Origin of the sequence: Mesorhizobium carmichaelinearum (genome assembly GCF_900199455.1) — a bacterium.
GTDB lineage: Bacteria > Pseudomonadota > Alphaproteobacteria > Rhizobiales > Rhizobiaceae > Mesorhizobium > Mesorhizobium carmichaelinearum.
In genome coordinates this window covers 154740-168462 of record NZ_FZQR01000011.1, presented here as the reverse complement: position 1 = coordinate 168462, position 13723 = coordinate 154740, and the positions used below count along the sequence as shown (strand labels likewise).

Sequence of the window (13723 nt, the reverse complement as noted above, 5' to 3'; positions counted from 1 at the left end):
AATGTCGAAGGGATCGAATGGGCCGCTTTCAAGTCCTTCCAGCCAAGCTTTGCGCAGCCGTTCGGTCTCAGGCTGACGCGGAGTCTGATTTGGCGGACCCAGGCTATGCGCCATGCTGTCATCCCCGATCTAGGTCTCTTACGGCGTGATCCGCGCCAGATGCTCCAGGTCGGCTTCCTCGCGCAGCGGATCGGGCGCCATCACCACCGAGGTGCCATTGTCGGCGTCGTCGGCGAAGTGGGCAAGCACCGTGCGCCCGGCCTGCATGCGTGCCTTGCCTTCGGCAACCAGCCCCAGCGCCAGCGGATAGAGCCGGTGCTCGGCCTTCAGTACTCGAGCAGCCAGTGTATCGGCATTGTCGCCGACCATCACCGGCACGGCCGCTTGCGCGATGATCGGCCCGTCATCCATCTCGGCCGTGACGAAATGCACGGTGCAGCCATGGATGCGCATGCCGGCGGCCAGCGCGCGCGCATGGGTGTCGAGGCCCTTGAATGCCGGCAGCAGGGCAGGGTGGATGTTGATCATCCGGCCGTGCCATTTCTGGACGAAGCCGGAAGACAGGATACGCATGTAGCCGGCCAGCGCCACGATCTCGGCGTTGAAGGCCGTGAGTGCGGCGTCGATCGCCGCGTCATGCGCCTGCTTGCTGCCATGGTCGGCACGGGCAATGACCTGCGTGGCGATGCCACGCGCCTTGGCGACGCCGAGGCCTGCGGCGTCGGCCTTGTCGGAAATGACGCCGACGATCTCGGCCGGGAAGGCCGGGTCGCTGGCCGCCGCGATCAGCGCGGTCATGTTGGAACCGCGGCCCGAGATCAGGACGACCGTGCGTTTTCTGCTCATAGGCCGATCGAACCCCGATAGATGACGCCGGCGTCGCGTCGCGGCACGATACGGCCGATCGGCGTTACCGTCTCGCCGGCTTCCTGCAGCACGGCGGCGACCTGCGCCGCCTGGCCGGAGGCAACCGCCAGGATCATGCCGATGCCGCAATTGAAGGTGCGCATCATCTCTTCGGGCGCCACACCGCCGGTCTTGGACAGCCACGAGAACACCGCCGGTACGTCGATGGCTTCGAGATCGAGTTCGGCCGAAAAATCCTTGGGCAGCACGCGCGGAATGTTTTCGGGAAAACCGCCGCCGGTGATGTGCGCCAGCGCCTTGATGCCATGCGTGTTGCGAATGGCCTTGAGGATCGACTTGACGTAGATGCGGGTCGGTTCGAGCAGCGCCTCGGCCAGTGTCGCGTCGTCGTTGAACGGCGCCGGATCGCTCCACGAAAGGCCGCTTGCGGCGACGATGCGGCGCACCAGCGAAAAACCGTTCGAATGCAGGCCCGAGGAAGCGAGACCCAAAAGCACGTCGCCTTCGACGATGTCGTCCGTGGGCAAAAGCTGGCCGCGTTCTGCGGCACCCACGGCAAAGCCGGCGAGGTCATAATCCTTGCCGTGATACATGCCCGGCATTTCCGCCGTCTCGCCGCCGATCAGCGCGCAGCCGGCCTGGCGGCAGCCTTCGGCAATGCCGCTGACGATTGCAGCGCCCTGGTCGGGGTCGAGCTTGCCGGTGGCGAAATAGTCGAGGAAGAACAGCGGTTCGGCGCCCTGCACGACGATGTCGTTGACGCACATGGCGACGAGGTCGATGCCGATCGTGTCGTGCTTGCCGGCATCGATGGCGATCTTGAGCTTGGTGCCGACACCGTCATTGGCAGCGACCAGCACGGGATCGGTGAAGCCGGCAGCCTTGAGGTCGAACAGGCCGCCGAAACCACCAATCTCACCATCGGCACCCGGCCGGCGCGTGGCACGCACCAGCGGCTTGATCTTCTCAACCATGAGATTGCCGGCATCGATATCGACGCCGGCCTCGGCATAGGTGAGCCCGTTCCTGCGCTTGCCCGTTTTGTTCTGGCCAGTTTCGCGCTTGCTCATCGCAATTTTCCTGCTCGTTTGCGGGCTCTTCGCATGAACGGTTTCGGTCCGCAAGGATAACGGCGGAGCCAAGCGCCATTTGGCCCGACAAAAGCGTGGATAGCATTTTCCGACATTCGCGGCGAACACCATGACAGTCGAATTGCGCGGCACGGAGCTTGCGGCGCCTCTCCATCTCCATCATCTATCCCTGACCTGAGAGGACGGGACGAGCATTTGACCATCCCCAACCTGATCACCATCCTGCGCCTTGTGCTGGTGCCGGCCGTGGTGTTGGCCATGTTGCAGGCGCGTTGGGACTGGGCCTTCGCCGGCTTCGTCATTGCCGGCGTCTCGGATGGCGTCGACGGCTTCATTGCCCGCCGTTTCAACCAGCAGTCCAGGCTCGGCGCCTATCTCGATCCGATGGCCGACAAGCTGCTTCTGGTTTCGGTGTTCGTCGTCATGGGCTTCATCGGGCAGTTACCGCTGTGGCTGGTCGTCACCATGGTGTCGCGTGATGCACTGATCGTCTGCGCTGTTCTTTTGTCCACGGTGATGGCCCACCCGGTCGAGATAAAGCCGTTTCTGGTGTCGAAGGCCAACACCGCCATCCAGATCGTGCTGGCGGCGGTCGTGCTGGGGGAACTGGCCTTTGCCGTGAACCTCGACCCTTTGCGGCCAAGCCTCATATTGCTGTCCGGGGTCTTGACCGTGGCTTCGGCCGCAGCCTATCTCGTGGCTTGGCTGAGGCATATGAGCGGCTATGGCGAAGGCTCCAATCCGGACATCTGAGAAAGAAGCGGCGGTGATCGAGGCTGCGGCCGCCGATCTTGCCGCGGCCTCCGCGTTCCGCCGGCAGATCTTCTTCTGGCTGGCTGGCGTCGCCGGACTTGCGCTCTTCCTCTATGTCTTCAGTGGCATCCTGCTGCCCTTCGTCGCCGGCATGGTGCTTGCCTATTTCCTCGATCCGGTCGCCGACCGGCTGCAGCGGCTCGGCCTGTCGCGCTTCATGGCGACGGTGGTCATCCTCATCACCTTCCTCATCCTGCTGGTGCTGGCTTTCGTCATCCTCATTCCGGTGCTGGCCACGCAGATGGCCGATTTTGCCGGCAAACTGCCGGAATATCTGACCCGGCTCCAGAGCCTGATCACCTCCTTTGATCCGAAATGGCTGGAGCAGAAATTCGGTGTCAACGCCAATGGCTTGCGCGACGGGCTGAACTCTTTGCTGACCTCCGGTTTTGGCCTGATCACCACGGTCTTCACCTCGCTGTGGAGTTCCGGCATGGCGCTGGTCTCGGTGGTTAGCCTGTTCGTGGTGACGCCTGTGGTCGCCTTCTACATGCTGCTCGACTGGGACCGCATGGTGGCGGTCATCGACAGCTGGGTGCCGCGCGACCATGTCGCGACCGTGCGCGCCATTGCGCGCGACATCAACACCGCCACCGCCGGCTTCGTGCGCGGCCAGGGCACGCTCTGCCTCGTGCTGGGCGCCATGTATGCCACCGGCCTGACGCTGACCGGGCTGAACTTCGCCATCCTCATCGGCTTGTTTGCCGGTCTGATCTCCTTCATCCCCTATGTCGGCTCGCTGACCGGTCTGGTGCTGGCCGTCGGCGTCGCTTTCGTCCAGTTCTGGCCGGACGGGACGATGATCGCTGCCGTTGCGGTGGTGTTCTTCATCGGCCAGTTCATCGAAGGCAACATCCTGCAGCCCAGGCTGGTCGGCAAAAGTGTCGGCCTGCATCCGGTATGGCTGATGTTCGCGCTGTTCGCCTTCGGCGCGCTGTTCGGCTTTGTCGGCTTGCTGATTGCCGTGCCGGCTTCCGCCGCCGTCGCCGTTCTGGTGCGCTTTGCCATCGCCCGCTATCTCGAATCGCCGCTCTACAAGGGCCACGCGACGGAGCCCGCGCCGCGGCTGTCGGCCGATCGCGGCGGCGGCCACCGCACGCAGCCGCGTCGCTCGAAGTGACCGCCCAGCGAACCGATCCGCCGCGCCAGCTGCCGCTCGATCTCGGCCACGGCACCGGCTATTCGCGCGACGAGCTCGTCGTCTCCGGCACCAACAACCAGGCAGCGGCCCTGGTCGACCGCTGGCCGGACTGGCCTTCGGCGGTGGTGGTGCTGGCAGGTCCCGCCGGCTCCGGCAAGACGCATCTGGCGGCCATCTGGCGCGCGCGTGCCAACGCAATGGCTGTCGACGCCGGGCGTATTGGCGACAGCATCGCGAACCTCGGCGCCCGACCGGCGCTGATCGACGATGTCGATGCGCGCGCTATCGACGAACAAGGCCTGTTTCATCTGATCAATGCGGTGCGTGGTGCCGGCTCGACGCTGCTGTTGACCGCACGACGCTTTCCCTCGGCCTGGGGCGTGTCGCTGCCTGATCTGGCCTCGCGGCTGAAGGCGGCGGCGACCGTCGAAATCCACGAACCTGACGATCTCCTGCTGGCCGGTGTCATCACCAAACTGTTCGCCGACCGTCAGGTCGAGGTCGAGCCGCATGTCGTGCAATATCTGGTGCGACGCATCGAGCGCTCGCTGGCGACAGCCATGCGCGTGGTGGAGCGGCTGGATCGCACCGCGCTCGAGCGCAAGATGCCGATCACGCGGGCGCTCGCCGCCGAAACGGTCAACGCCATGGACGAGGGGCAGGGCGCGTTCGAGATCTAGCGTATCTCGATGCTTGGACCGTCGACAAACGCGGGACGTGTCCCATTTTGGGAAACAATAGCTGGCACCTATCTTGCAACGCGAGCTTGCCGGCTGACCCCGGTCCTGATTGCGTTCCAAATCAGGTTGTAGGCTCGTCGGGCATGAGGCGGTTGGGGTTCTCGCCCGGCGAGCTTGCCTTCAGGTGTATCGAGCGATCGCCCGTGCCGCGGCAGCGGCATGCGACACGCATCGCTTACATCATCGGAACTCGAGCTTGGCCAATCTCACAGCCACATTCTGACGAAATGCTGGACCAGCAGATAGACGGCCGAATGAGCGGCGACGTAGCAGGCTGCGATCAGCACAAAAATCCCAATGCTGACAGGCCAGGAACGGGAGGCAATGGTGCCCTGGGCCAGCCTGGCCTGTCTGCGGCTCTCACGATTGTTCCATGTCGCCAGCGCCGCACAAGCGACCGCCCACGCCACCATGAATGGAACCGTCACGCCCGCATAGGCAAAGTAAGCTGGCCCAAACAGCGACACCCAGGCATCGATCCCAAGCATCTTCTATCCCCCGTTTGCGGGAGTGTAGGCCGGCAAGGGCGACGGATGCGAGCTTGAAATGGTGAAACGCGGATACGGGGATCAGCCCTTGTCTGACAATTCGGCCGCGCGGCGGTAGCCGGTGAGCTGAGCGTCATCGACGTTGGGAAGATTGATCACGATGTTCTCTGGATTGCGGCAGGCAGCCACCACAATTCTTCCGTCGTGCTCGTATTGGCTTCGAGATGCGGCAGGAATGGCGGCACGAACATGAAGTCGCCAGCCGAGAGCTCGACAAGCTCCTGATAGTCCTTGCCCAAATAGATGCGGGCGTTGCCGGACAGCAGATAGGCACCGGTTTCCGCCCCGCCATGGTGGTGCGGCAGCGAACGAAAGCCGGGCGCGTTGCTGGCCGTGCCGAACCACAATTTCGTTGCCGAGGTGTGTTGCGGCCCGACCCCGGTCACCAGCGCCATACCGCCGGACTGGCTGGTCTTGCTGCTCTCCTGGCCTTTGCGGGTGATCACCGGCCTGTCGTTGGCTGCCATTCGAAGCGCTCCCGTTGCAGTAACAGACTCGCACCGGAAAACTGTCGCGGCAAGGCCCGCGACCGGAGCCGCGCAAGATGGCCAGGTGGCCACGCCGATGGCTATCGATACTGCATTTTCGAGAGGATGGTCGGAGTGGAGAGATTCGAACTCCCGACCCTCTGGTCCCAAACCAGATGCGCTACCAGCCTGCGCTACACTCCGAACGGTCTGTTGCCTATTCATTTCGGTGTTACATGGCAAGTGCAAAAACCTTGCCGCCATGCGCATTGCGCAGTAATGACGGGCGAAGGGGCGGCGATGCTGCCTTGTACAACCATGAGGTGGTCATGTCCGCGCGCATTTTCAGCCCAGCCAAAACCGCGATGCAGTCCGGCAAGGCCAAGACCGGCCACTGGGTGCTGGAATTCGACCCCGAGATGCGCAAGAAGATCGATCCCTTGATGGGCTATACGACGTCGGGAGATATGAGAAGCCAGATCAGGCTGACCTTCGACACGCGCGAAGAGGCCGTGGCTTACGCCGAGAAGGAAGGGCTTGCCTTCCGTGTCGAGGAGCCGAAAGAGACCAAGCGCCGCCAGATTTCCTATGCGGAGAATTTCCGCTATGACCGCAGGACGCCCTGGACGCATTGAACGGCGCCAGCGCCAGATACCCAGCCGGCCTCTTTGGCCTGCCAGCGGTCCCGTAGCTCAGCTGGATAGAGCACCGGCCTTCTAAGCCGATGGTCACAGGTTCGAATCCTGTCGGGATCGCCAATAAACTGCGGATTTACCAAGCTATTTCTCTTCATATTTAGGGAGCGCAGGACGTCTGCCGTATCGGAACGGCGTCAGTCCGCGCCGAAAAAGAAATCACCGGCGGGAACCCGATAGCCGCCAGCGCGTTGCCTCGGATGCTCAAAAAGATCGCCTTCGCCGCCGTGTTGTTTCAGGTCGCCGTTTTCTCGGCTTTGATAACTCAGACGGTTCTCTTCGCATCCACAGCGACTCAAGCGGCCGGCGTGCAGCCCAGCGAACCCGTTGCGGTCGCCGACAAGGAATGCGCCGCCGCGATTTGGCCGAACCTTCCGGGTCGGTGCCTGGAGCGGGTCGAGGCGCGGAATTCTGTTACGACAAGAGTTCTGGTGGCCGGGCAATAGGGCAAAGCTGCCCGGAATTATTTCGTGATCCTCCAAGGTTGGAACCTTAGCCCACATCAGGCGTTCGGGGCCTTGTATTCGCCGAGACTCATAAAAGAAGGCAATGTGCGGCCGGCGAATGGGCGGGGCAAAACAAGCACGGGTTGGGGGAGGAGAAAACGAGGCCATGTCGAAACGTGAAATTGGAACGTCCCCTGCCTTGGGGCGGCGTATCGCTCAACTCAAAGCCAGAATGCAGCATGCCGAAATTTCCGATTATGAGATGAAGACCTTCCACAAGGTCGCAGCCATCATGGGGGCAGGCGACGGGTCCCTACGACTGGATGCCGACGACCTGATCGCCGCATCCTTCGTCGTCGAGGCGGGTGAATCGGCGTCCAGCCGCTGACGTTCGGGATTTCTCCGCAGTAGCGCAAAATTCAGTGAACGAGCTTGCTTTCATCGCCGGAGCACGGCCGTCCAGCGCGCGTGCTCCGGCTCCTTGATCTCGAATTGAAGGGAAAGTCTTATCATTTTGTTTGTGTTGGCGCGTCATAGTAGGGACGGCTAACGGAGTGAAATGGGATGAAGCTCGACCTCTCGCCGACCAGCTGGGGTAGGGTGATCGCGGTCACCGCCGCCGGCACGGCATTCTTCATTGCCGTGGCGTTTTTCGTCGATTCGTTCAATTTCCCCTATCTCTCGCCCGAGGCCGTCTGGCGGGCACAAATGACGGACCTGATGCTCCCCCTGGTGCTGGGCGGGTCGTTTCTGTTTTTTCTCATGTGGAAGATCCGCCAGCTGGCCATAGCCCAGCGTGACCTCAGCGTCATCGCGGCGACCGACAGCCTGACGGCGGTGCTGAACCGTGGCGCCTTCTCGATGCTGGTCGAGGCCTATCTCGAGCAGACCCGCAAGCAGGAGGATGCCCGCTCCGGCGCGCTGCTGATCATCGACGCCGACCACTTCAAGTCGATCAACGACCGCCTCGGCCACGACTGCGGCGACCAGGCGCTCAAGCTGATCGCGCAGGCAATCAAGGGACAGCTGCGCGGCAGCGATATCGTCGGCCGCATCGGCGGCGAGGAGTTCGGCGTGTTCCTTCCCGGTGTCGACCCCTCGCAATCCTGGCTGGTTGCCGAAAGCATCCGCCGGCGCATTCGCGAAATGGACTTTTCGCCCGGCGGCCGCGCCTGTCCGCTTTCCGTCTCGATCGGCGGCACCAGCTTCAGCGGGCCGACGACCTACGAGGCGATATTCTCAGCCGCCGACAGACGGCTCTATGCCGCCAAGTCGAATGGGCGCGATCAGGTCAGCTTCGACCCGACGGAAGCCTCGCAGGTGCCCCAGCCCAGCGTCGCCACGGTGCATTGACCCCAGCCTTGGACCGGGTGACGGCCAACGTTCACCGCTTCCTTGACGCTTTCTTGTCGGTGTGCTTCCTCCGGCGTTCGGGCCGCCCAGGTAAGCGCAACGCATGATCCATTTGTTCAACGGTTTTCAGAACCCGTTTGGCGGCAGCGAGCGCGAAACCCTGGACCTGTACCGGCTGTTGAGCGCCGACCAACAGGTGCGTCTTTGGGCAACCTCCTCGCGCGTGTCCGACGAACTGATGCGGCAATTTCCGATTCGCCGTGTCTCGCCGGCAAAGCGTGACGTGCCGGATGGGGGCACCTATGTCTTCCTCGGTGCGCATTGGCGCAACAAAATCTGGCCTTATCTGATCCGGCGGCCGCGCCGGCTGATCTATGTCTTCAACACCTTCCATCCGAAGATCATCGCGCTGACGACCGGCATGCCGCGCCTGCTGGGTTGGCCCGACGCCGAGCTGGTGCTGATCTCCGATTTTCAGAAGCGCATGCTGCAGGTCGAAGGCACCGTGCATCCGTCGCCGATCGATATCGGGCGTTTCTCACCACGGCCGGCAAGGCCGGACGGTCCGTTCACGGTGGGGCGGCTGAGCCGCGACACGGCGGACAAGCATCACGCCGACGATGTGACGCTCTACGAAGCCTTGCTGGCCGACGGCGTTGCGGTGCGGATCCAGGGCGGCATGCCGCTCAAGGACAGGCTCGCGCCACATCCACAGCTCGAGCTCCTGCCGCAGGGCCAGTTTGCCGCCGAGCAATTCCTGCCGACGCTCGACGTGTTCTACTACCGCACCGGCTCGCATGTGGAGACGTTCGGCCGCGTGGTGTTCGAGGCAATGGCCTGCGGTTTGCCGGTGGTCTGCCATTCGCATGGCGGCTACGCCGACCATATCAGCCATGGCGAAAACGGTTTTCTGTTCGAGACGACGCAACAGGCATTGCACATACTGGCCGAGCTCAAAGCCGATCCGGCGCTGCGGGCGAGAGTGGGCCACAAGGCGCGGCAGACCGTCGAGCGACTGTTTTCGCCGCAGGCATTGCAACAGCGGCTGGATTTCTATCGACGTTAGCGATACCGCCCGGAACGACATTTTGCCCACTCCGTTTGTCATCAATCTCGACATCGCCAAAGCTGGCATGCAAAAGAACCAACGGTCGGACCGCATCGGTGCCACCAGATCGAGCGGGGCTTCCTACCGATGACATTCACGGGTTCCGCCGCACTGCTGATCCTGGTCCTGACCTATGCCGGCGTCGCCATCGGCCGCATCCCCGGCCTGCGTCTCGACCGCGCGGGCATTGCGCTGCTCGGCGGTGCCGCGATGATTGCCATTGGCGCGATCAGCATGGAGGATGCCTACCGCGCGATCAATTTCGACACCATCACGCTTCTGCTCGGCATGATGATCGTGGTGGCACATCTGAAAGTCTCCGGCGCCTTTCGCGGCCTCGGCGCCATCGCCATTGAACACGCACATGCACCGTTCATGCTGCTGGTGATGGTGACGCTGCTGACCGGCGTGCTGTCGGCCTTCCTTGTCAACGATGCCATCTGCCTGGTGATGGCGCCGATCGTCGTCCACGTCACCCGTGTCATCAACCGCAACCCGATCCCGTATCTGATCGCCACCGCCACCGCGTCGAACTGCGGCAGCGTCGCCACCATCACCGGCAATCCGCAGAACATGGTCATCGGCGCGCTGTCGGGCATTTCCTATCCCGCCTTTTCGGCGGCGCTCGCACCGGTCGCCCTGTTCGGCCTCGTCGCGGTCATCGTCATCGTGCGCATCGTCTATCGCGCCGAATTCAACCGCACCGCTGAATTGACGCCGCATGTCGCGCGCGGCCGCATGCATCGCGGGCAGGTGCTGAAGGCCGTGATCGTCTGCATCGGGCTGGCCATCGCCTTCTTCGCCGGCGTCCCCGTTGCCAAGGCCGCGTTGATCGGCGGCGCCATCCTCCTGTTCACCCGCGCCATCAAGCCCGAACGCATCTACCGCGAGATCGACGGGCCGCTGCTGTTCATGTTCGCCGGTCTGTTCATCGTGGTCGCCGGTGCCGAAAGGACGCTTCTGACGCCTGATCTCATTGCTTCGGCCAAGAATCTCGGCCTGGACGACGTCTGGCGCCTGTCTGGCTTCACCGCGGTGCTCTCCAACATCATGAGCAATGTGCCGGCCGTGCTGGCATTACGCCCCTTCATACCTGGACTGGAAAACCCCGAACGCGCCTGGCTGGTGGTGGCGATGAGCTCGACGCTTGCCGGCAATTTCACGCTGCTCGGCTCGGTCGCCAACCTGATCGTCGCCGAGCAGTCCAAGGCTGCCGGCACGCCGCTGTCTTTTGGTGCCTTCTTCAAGGTCGGCTTGCCGCTGACACTGATCACGCTCATGGTCGGTACCGCGTGGCTGGCGTTCGGGTTCTAGAGGGAGCTTAATTTCGTGGTCAGCACCAGTCAGGGCGATAGCGGAGATCTGATCCGCCGGGCTGTGGCCGCTTTCAATTCCGGTAATCATGGCCAGGCAGTGGATTTGTGCGAGCTGGGCTTAAAGCAGCACCCGGGCGATTCGGCGCTTTGCCATCTGATGGCCGCGGTCCTCTTCGCGAGGGCCGACTTGCCGGAGGCTCGTGCGCGCATCGAAGCGAGCCTTGCCGCTCGTCCGGACAATGTACCAGCCTTAATTCTCGCCTGCCGGATTGCCCGGGCCCAAGGCAGGCTCGAAGCGGCGTTGCAGCATCTGGACCGCGCGGCAAGGCAATCATCGCAGGCGGAGATTCTGCTCGAGCGGGCACGTACCCTCGACCAGGCAGGCGATGCCGCGGCTGCGCGTGAATGTTGGACACTTGTCTTGCGGCAGGATCCGGAATCGGCGGAGGCTGCGGCGCGCCTCGGGCGCCTTGCCTGGAAGAGCGGTGCGTCTGTTGAGGCAGAGGGCTTCCTCGAGCGCGCCGTCGCCGGCGGTGGGCAGCCGGCTGCGTGGTTTGACCTCGGACTGGTGCGCCAGGACATGCGCAAGTTCGGCGGCGCCGCCGAAGCCTATCGACGCGTGCTTGAGATGAACCCGGACGCACCGGAGGCTGCCGTCAATCTGGGCGTCGTCTTGCAGGAAACCGGCGACCTCGAGGGGGCCATGGCGGCGTATTCGATGGCCTATCGTTTGCGCCCATCCACGTTCGGCGTGATCGCCATGGCACTCACATCGGCACCGAGCGGCAGGCTGTGGCTCGATGAGGAAGCGCTGCGTCGCTCACTCGCCGGTGGCGCGCCCCCGCCTGGCGCGAAACCGCTTGCGGTAGACGCCGGGCGTTGACAGGACATCCGCGACCGTCTGCGCATAGGATGCCTGCCGTTTCTCGTCAAACACCTCGTATTCCAGCTGAGGCGCGGCCCGCGGAACCGCAAAGCATTGCGCGACCGGAGTTCCTTTCCGGAGCACGCCGGAGAATTCGGGCTCCGTCCAGACCGCCGGGAAATTGATGCCGCCATCGCTGAATCGGTCAGAATCCACCAGGCCCGTCACCAGCCTGAAGGGAAGATCCTCGCGATTGACCGGATGTGTCGCGAACAGTGACCAGCCGTCCTCGACCTCAATGGTCCAGAAGCTGTTGAATTTAAGGGCGGCCTGGCTTGGGTTGGCAAACGGGCTGCCGGCGAGCTGGCCCGGCGTATGGAAGCTCAGTGGCGCCCTGGGGTGGTTTTTAGTGACCGGCTCTGGAATTTGCCAGTCCCAGGAAAAAGTGCCTTTGTCGACGACGACGTCGCATGGCAGCAAGACCATGAAGCCATAGGTCATCGCGTCGACCACCGGTGGGCACTGCTTGAGCGTGCGAATGTCGCGACCATGGATCGCAGAGTAGGCCGTGGCGGGCATTGCACGCAGCCAATCTGGCAGAGCGCTGCGCGCCAGGATCGGGCGCGGCAAATGCTCAACCAACATTGGATCACATCGGAAAATGACACGCATCGCCGCCTCCTGGCACCTGCGATACCATGCTTGCCGGCCACGTTCCAAGCGCGGTTGGTCAGTCCTTGTTACGGCATCTCGCCCCAACAAGCGTGGCAGCGGCTCGTCCTGCTGCTTCGATGTAGTCGGGATTGCGATGGATCAGCATGATCGAAAAACAGCCGTCTATCAGCAGCACGATCTCGCGGGCCAAGGCTTGCGGCTCCTCAATGTCGTGCCCGGACAATTCGCCAGCCAGCCATGCCTCGAAGTTGGACTTGTGTCGTGACCCGACCTTGACCGCCGGATGGCCGGGCATCGAGGCGAGTTCCGCGGCCGTGCGCAGAAAACCGCACCCCTTCCATTTCGGATGGCGCGCAACCCGTGCCAGATTGCTGAAGATCGCTTCGACCTTGCGGTCCGCACCGCCCTCCGCGGCATCAAACCAACTGGCCATCTGCCGCAGATTGGGCTGGTCGCGGCCGTCGAGATAGGCGGCGATGAGGTCGTCCTTGCTCTTGAAATGGTAGTAAAGCGTACGCTTGGTGAGGCCTGCCTTTTCGGCAACGGCATCGACGCTGACACGACCGATTCCCTCGGCATAGAACAGCTTCGTCGCGGCATCGACAATGCGTTTGCGGGTCGGGCTGGCGGCTTCAGGCATGGGGCATGTATACCGACTAGTGAATATACACGCAATCGAAAGCATGATCCCTTTCCGCCGTATCTGGAAAGGAAGAACAATGGCCGATCTTGTCCTGAACGAGACCCGTGACGGTGTGAGCGTCCTCACGCTCAACCGCCCGGAAAAGCTCAACGCGCTGAACTATGCCCTGATCGATCGCCTGCTCGCGGTCCTCGACGACATTGAAGTCGATGGCAGCATACGGGCTGTCATCCTCACCGGAGCAGGGGAGCGGGCGTTTTCGGCGGGTGGCGATATCCACGAATTCTCGGCGAGCGCGGCTCGCGGTGCGGATGTGGCGCTGCGCGACTTCGTCATGCGCGGCCAGCGGCTGACGGCAAGGCTTGAAGCCTTCCGCAAGCCCATCATCGCCGCGGTCAACGGGATTGCCTTCGGTGGCGGCTGCGAGATCACCGAGGCCGTGCCGCTGGCCATCGCCAGCGACCGCGCGCTGTTCGCCAAGCCGGAGATCAACCTCGCAATGCCGCCGACCTTCGGCGGCACGCAGCGTCTGCCGCGGCTCGCCGGGCGCAAGCGCGCGCTGGAACTGCTTTTGACGGGCGACTGGTTTCCGCCGCCGCGGGCGCTCGAACTTGGTCTCGTCAATCAGGTCGTGCCGCATAGCGATCTGATGCCGGCGGCGCACGATCTTGCCCGCCGCATCATCACGCATTCGCCGGCAGCACTCGCCGGCATCCTCACCGCGGTGGCGCGCGGCATCAACCTCAGCATCGCCGAAGGGCTGCTGGTCGAGGCCGAGCAGTTCGCCCGCATGGCCCCGACCGCCGATCTCAGAGAAGGCCTCGCCGCCTGGATCGAGCGGCGCAAGCCCAGCTATGACGGTTCCTGGACGCACATCGCAAGGCCGGACGAGGCAAGGCGCGCCTCACTGCGGCTCGACCAGGCCATGGGGGAGGCCAAGGCGTCGAGATGAGGT

17 protein-coding genes and 2 tRNA genes are annotated in these 13723 nt (G+C 63.4%); 11 read left to right on the top strand and 8 right to left on the bottom strand.

What is annotated here, in order from left to right; all coding sequences use genetic code 11:
• Window positions 1-138: 138 nt before the first annotated feature.
• Both purN and purM read right to left on the bottom strand, forming a co-directional pair.
• On the bottom strand, window positions 139-846 hold the full coding sequence (gene purN, locus CKW40_RS24710; protein ID WP_095202456.1) for a phosphoribosylglycinamide formyltransferase: 708 nt from the start codon (window positions 844-846) through the stop codon (window positions 139-141).
• Window positions 843-1937 (bottom strand): phosphoribosylformylglycinamidine cyclo-ligase, encoded by a 1095-nt coding sequence (gene purM / locus CKW40_RS24705; protein ID WP_095202455.1) that lies wholly within the window; start codon window positions 1935-1937, stop codon window positions 843-845. Before purM ends, purN begins: the two co-directional genes overlap by 4 nt.
• A 216-nt stretch (window positions 1938-2153) precedes the next feature.
• Here purM and CKW40_RS24700 point away from each other — a divergent pair, with 216 nt between their 5' ends.
• Genes CKW40_RS24700 through hdaA form a run of 3 tightly spaced genes read left to right on the top strand, consistent with a single transcriptional unit; the run spans window position 2154 to window position 4592 of the window.
• Window positions 2154-2711, top strand: a complete 558-nt coding sequence (locus tag CKW40_RS24700; protein ID WP_095202454.1) for a CDP-alcohol phosphatidyltransferase family protein — start codon at window positions 2154-2156, stop codon at window positions 2709-2711.
• Entirely contained in the window at window positions 2683-3891 is a 1209-nt protein-coding gene (locus tag CKW40_RS24695) for an AI-2E family transporter (RefSeq protein WP_095202453.1), read from the top strand. Before CKW40_RS24700 ends, CKW40_RS24695 begins: the two co-directional genes overlap by 29 nt.
• Entirely contained in the window at window positions 3888-4592 is a 705-nt protein-coding gene (hdaA, locus tag CKW40_RS24690; protein ID WP_095202452.1) for a DnaA regulatory inactivator HdaA, read from the top strand. Before CKW40_RS24695 ends, hdaA begins: the two co-directional genes overlap by 4 nt.
• A 266-nt stretch (window positions 4593-4858) precedes the next feature.
• On the opposite strand, the gene CKW40_RS24685 is transcribed toward hdaA, so the two are convergent.
• The 3 genes from CKW40_RS24685 to CKW40_RS24675 all read right to left on the bottom strand — a co-directional run bounded on the left by CKW40_RS24685 (window position 4859) and on the right by CKW40_RS24675 (window position 5871).
• Complete coding sequence (locus CKW40_RS24685; RefSeq protein ID WP_095202451.1) at window positions 4859-5140, bottom strand: hypothetical protein; 282 nt, start codon at window positions 5138-5140, stop codon at window positions 4859-4861.
• Between the two features lie 155 nt (window positions 5141-5295).
• Window positions 5296-5667, bottom strand: coding sequence for a cupin domain-containing protein (locus CKW40_RS24680; protein WP_095202450.1), 372 nt, complete (start codon window positions 5665-5667; stop codon window positions 5296-5298).
• A 127-nt stretch (window positions 5668-5794) separates the two neighbouring features.
• A tRNA-Pro gene (locus tag CKW40_RS24675) sits at window positions 5795-5871 on the bottom strand.
• A 125-nt stretch (window positions 5872-5996) separates the two neighbouring features.
• On the opposite strand from CKW40_RS24675, the gene CKW40_RS24670 reads away from it, so the two are divergent.
• A complete protein-coding gene (locus CKW40_RS24670) occupies window positions 5997-6302 on the top strand; it encodes an ETC complex I subunit (protein ID WP_015318428.1) in 306 nt (101 codons plus the stop codon).
• Between the two features lie 46 nt (window positions 6303-6348).
• Window positions 6349-6425, top strand: a tRNA-Arg gene (locus CKW40_RS24665).
• Between the two features lie 74 nt (window positions 6426-6499).
• Here the strand turns inward: CKW40_RS24665 and CKW40_RS43895 are convergent.
• Window positions 6500-6844, bottom strand: a complete 345-nt coding sequence (locus CKW40_RS43895; RefSeq protein WP_179298098.1) for a hypothetical protein — start codon at window positions 6842-6844, stop codon at window positions 6500-6502.
• A 130-nt stretch (window positions 6845-6974) separates the two neighbouring features.
• Between CKW40_RS43895 and CKW40_RS24655 the strand changes: the two genes are divergently transcribed.
• The 5 genes from CKW40_RS24655 to CKW40_RS24635 all read left to right on the top strand — a co-directional run bounded on the left by CKW40_RS24655 (window position 6975) and on the right by CKW40_RS24635 (window position 11468).
• Entirely contained in the window at window positions 6975-7196 is a 222-nt protein-coding gene (locus CKW40_RS24655) for a hypothetical protein (protein ID WP_095202565.1), read from the top strand.
• A gap of 176 nt (window positions 7197-7372) precedes the next feature.
• Complete coding sequence (locus CKW40_RS24650) at window positions 7373-8161, top strand: GGDEF domain-containing protein (RefSeq protein WP_095202448.1); 789 nt, start codon at window positions 7373-7375, stop codon at window positions 8159-8161.
• A gap of 103 nt (window positions 8162-8264) precedes the next feature.
• Window positions 8265-9227, top strand: coding sequence for a glycosyltransferase family 4 protein (locus tag CKW40_RS24645; protein ID WP_095202447.1), 963 nt, complete (start codon window positions 8265-8267; stop codon window positions 9225-9227).
• Between the two features lie 129 nt (window positions 9228-9356).
• Window positions 9357-10583 (top strand): anion transporter, encoded by a 1227-nt coding sequence (locus tag CKW40_RS24640; RefSeq protein WP_095202446.1) that lies wholly within the window; start codon window positions 9357-9359, stop codon window positions 10581-10583.
• Window positions 10584-10598: 15 nt separating this feature from the next.
• Complete coding sequence (locus tag CKW40_RS24635; protein ID WP_095202445.1) at window positions 10599-11468, top strand: tetratricopeptide repeat protein; 870 nt, start codon at window positions 10599-10601, stop codon at window positions 11466-11468.
• Here CKW40_RS24635 and CKW40_RS24630 read toward each other — a convergent pair.
• Window positions 11406-12122, bottom strand: coding sequence for a hypothetical protein (locus tag CKW40_RS24630; RefSeq protein WP_095202444.1), 717 nt, complete (start codon window positions 12120-12122; stop codon window positions 11406-11408). The genes CKW40_RS24635 and CKW40_RS24630 overlap by 63 nt on opposite strands.
• Before the next feature lie 58 nt (window positions 12123-12180).
• Window positions 12181-12765, bottom strand: a complete 585-nt coding sequence (locus CKW40_RS24625; protein ID WP_095202443.1) for a TetR/AcrR family transcriptional regulator — start codon at window positions 12763-12765, stop codon at window positions 12181-12183.
• A 79-nt stretch (window positions 12766-12844) separates the two neighbouring features.
• On the opposite strand from CKW40_RS24625, the gene CKW40_RS24620 reads away from it, so the two are divergent.
• Window positions 12845-13720 (top strand): crotonase/enoyl-CoA hydratase family protein, encoded by an 876-nt coding sequence (locus tag CKW40_RS24620; RefSeq protein ID WP_095202442.1) that lies wholly within the window; start codon window positions 12845-12847, stop codon window positions 13718-13720.
• Window positions 13721-13723: the final 3 nt, after the last annotated feature.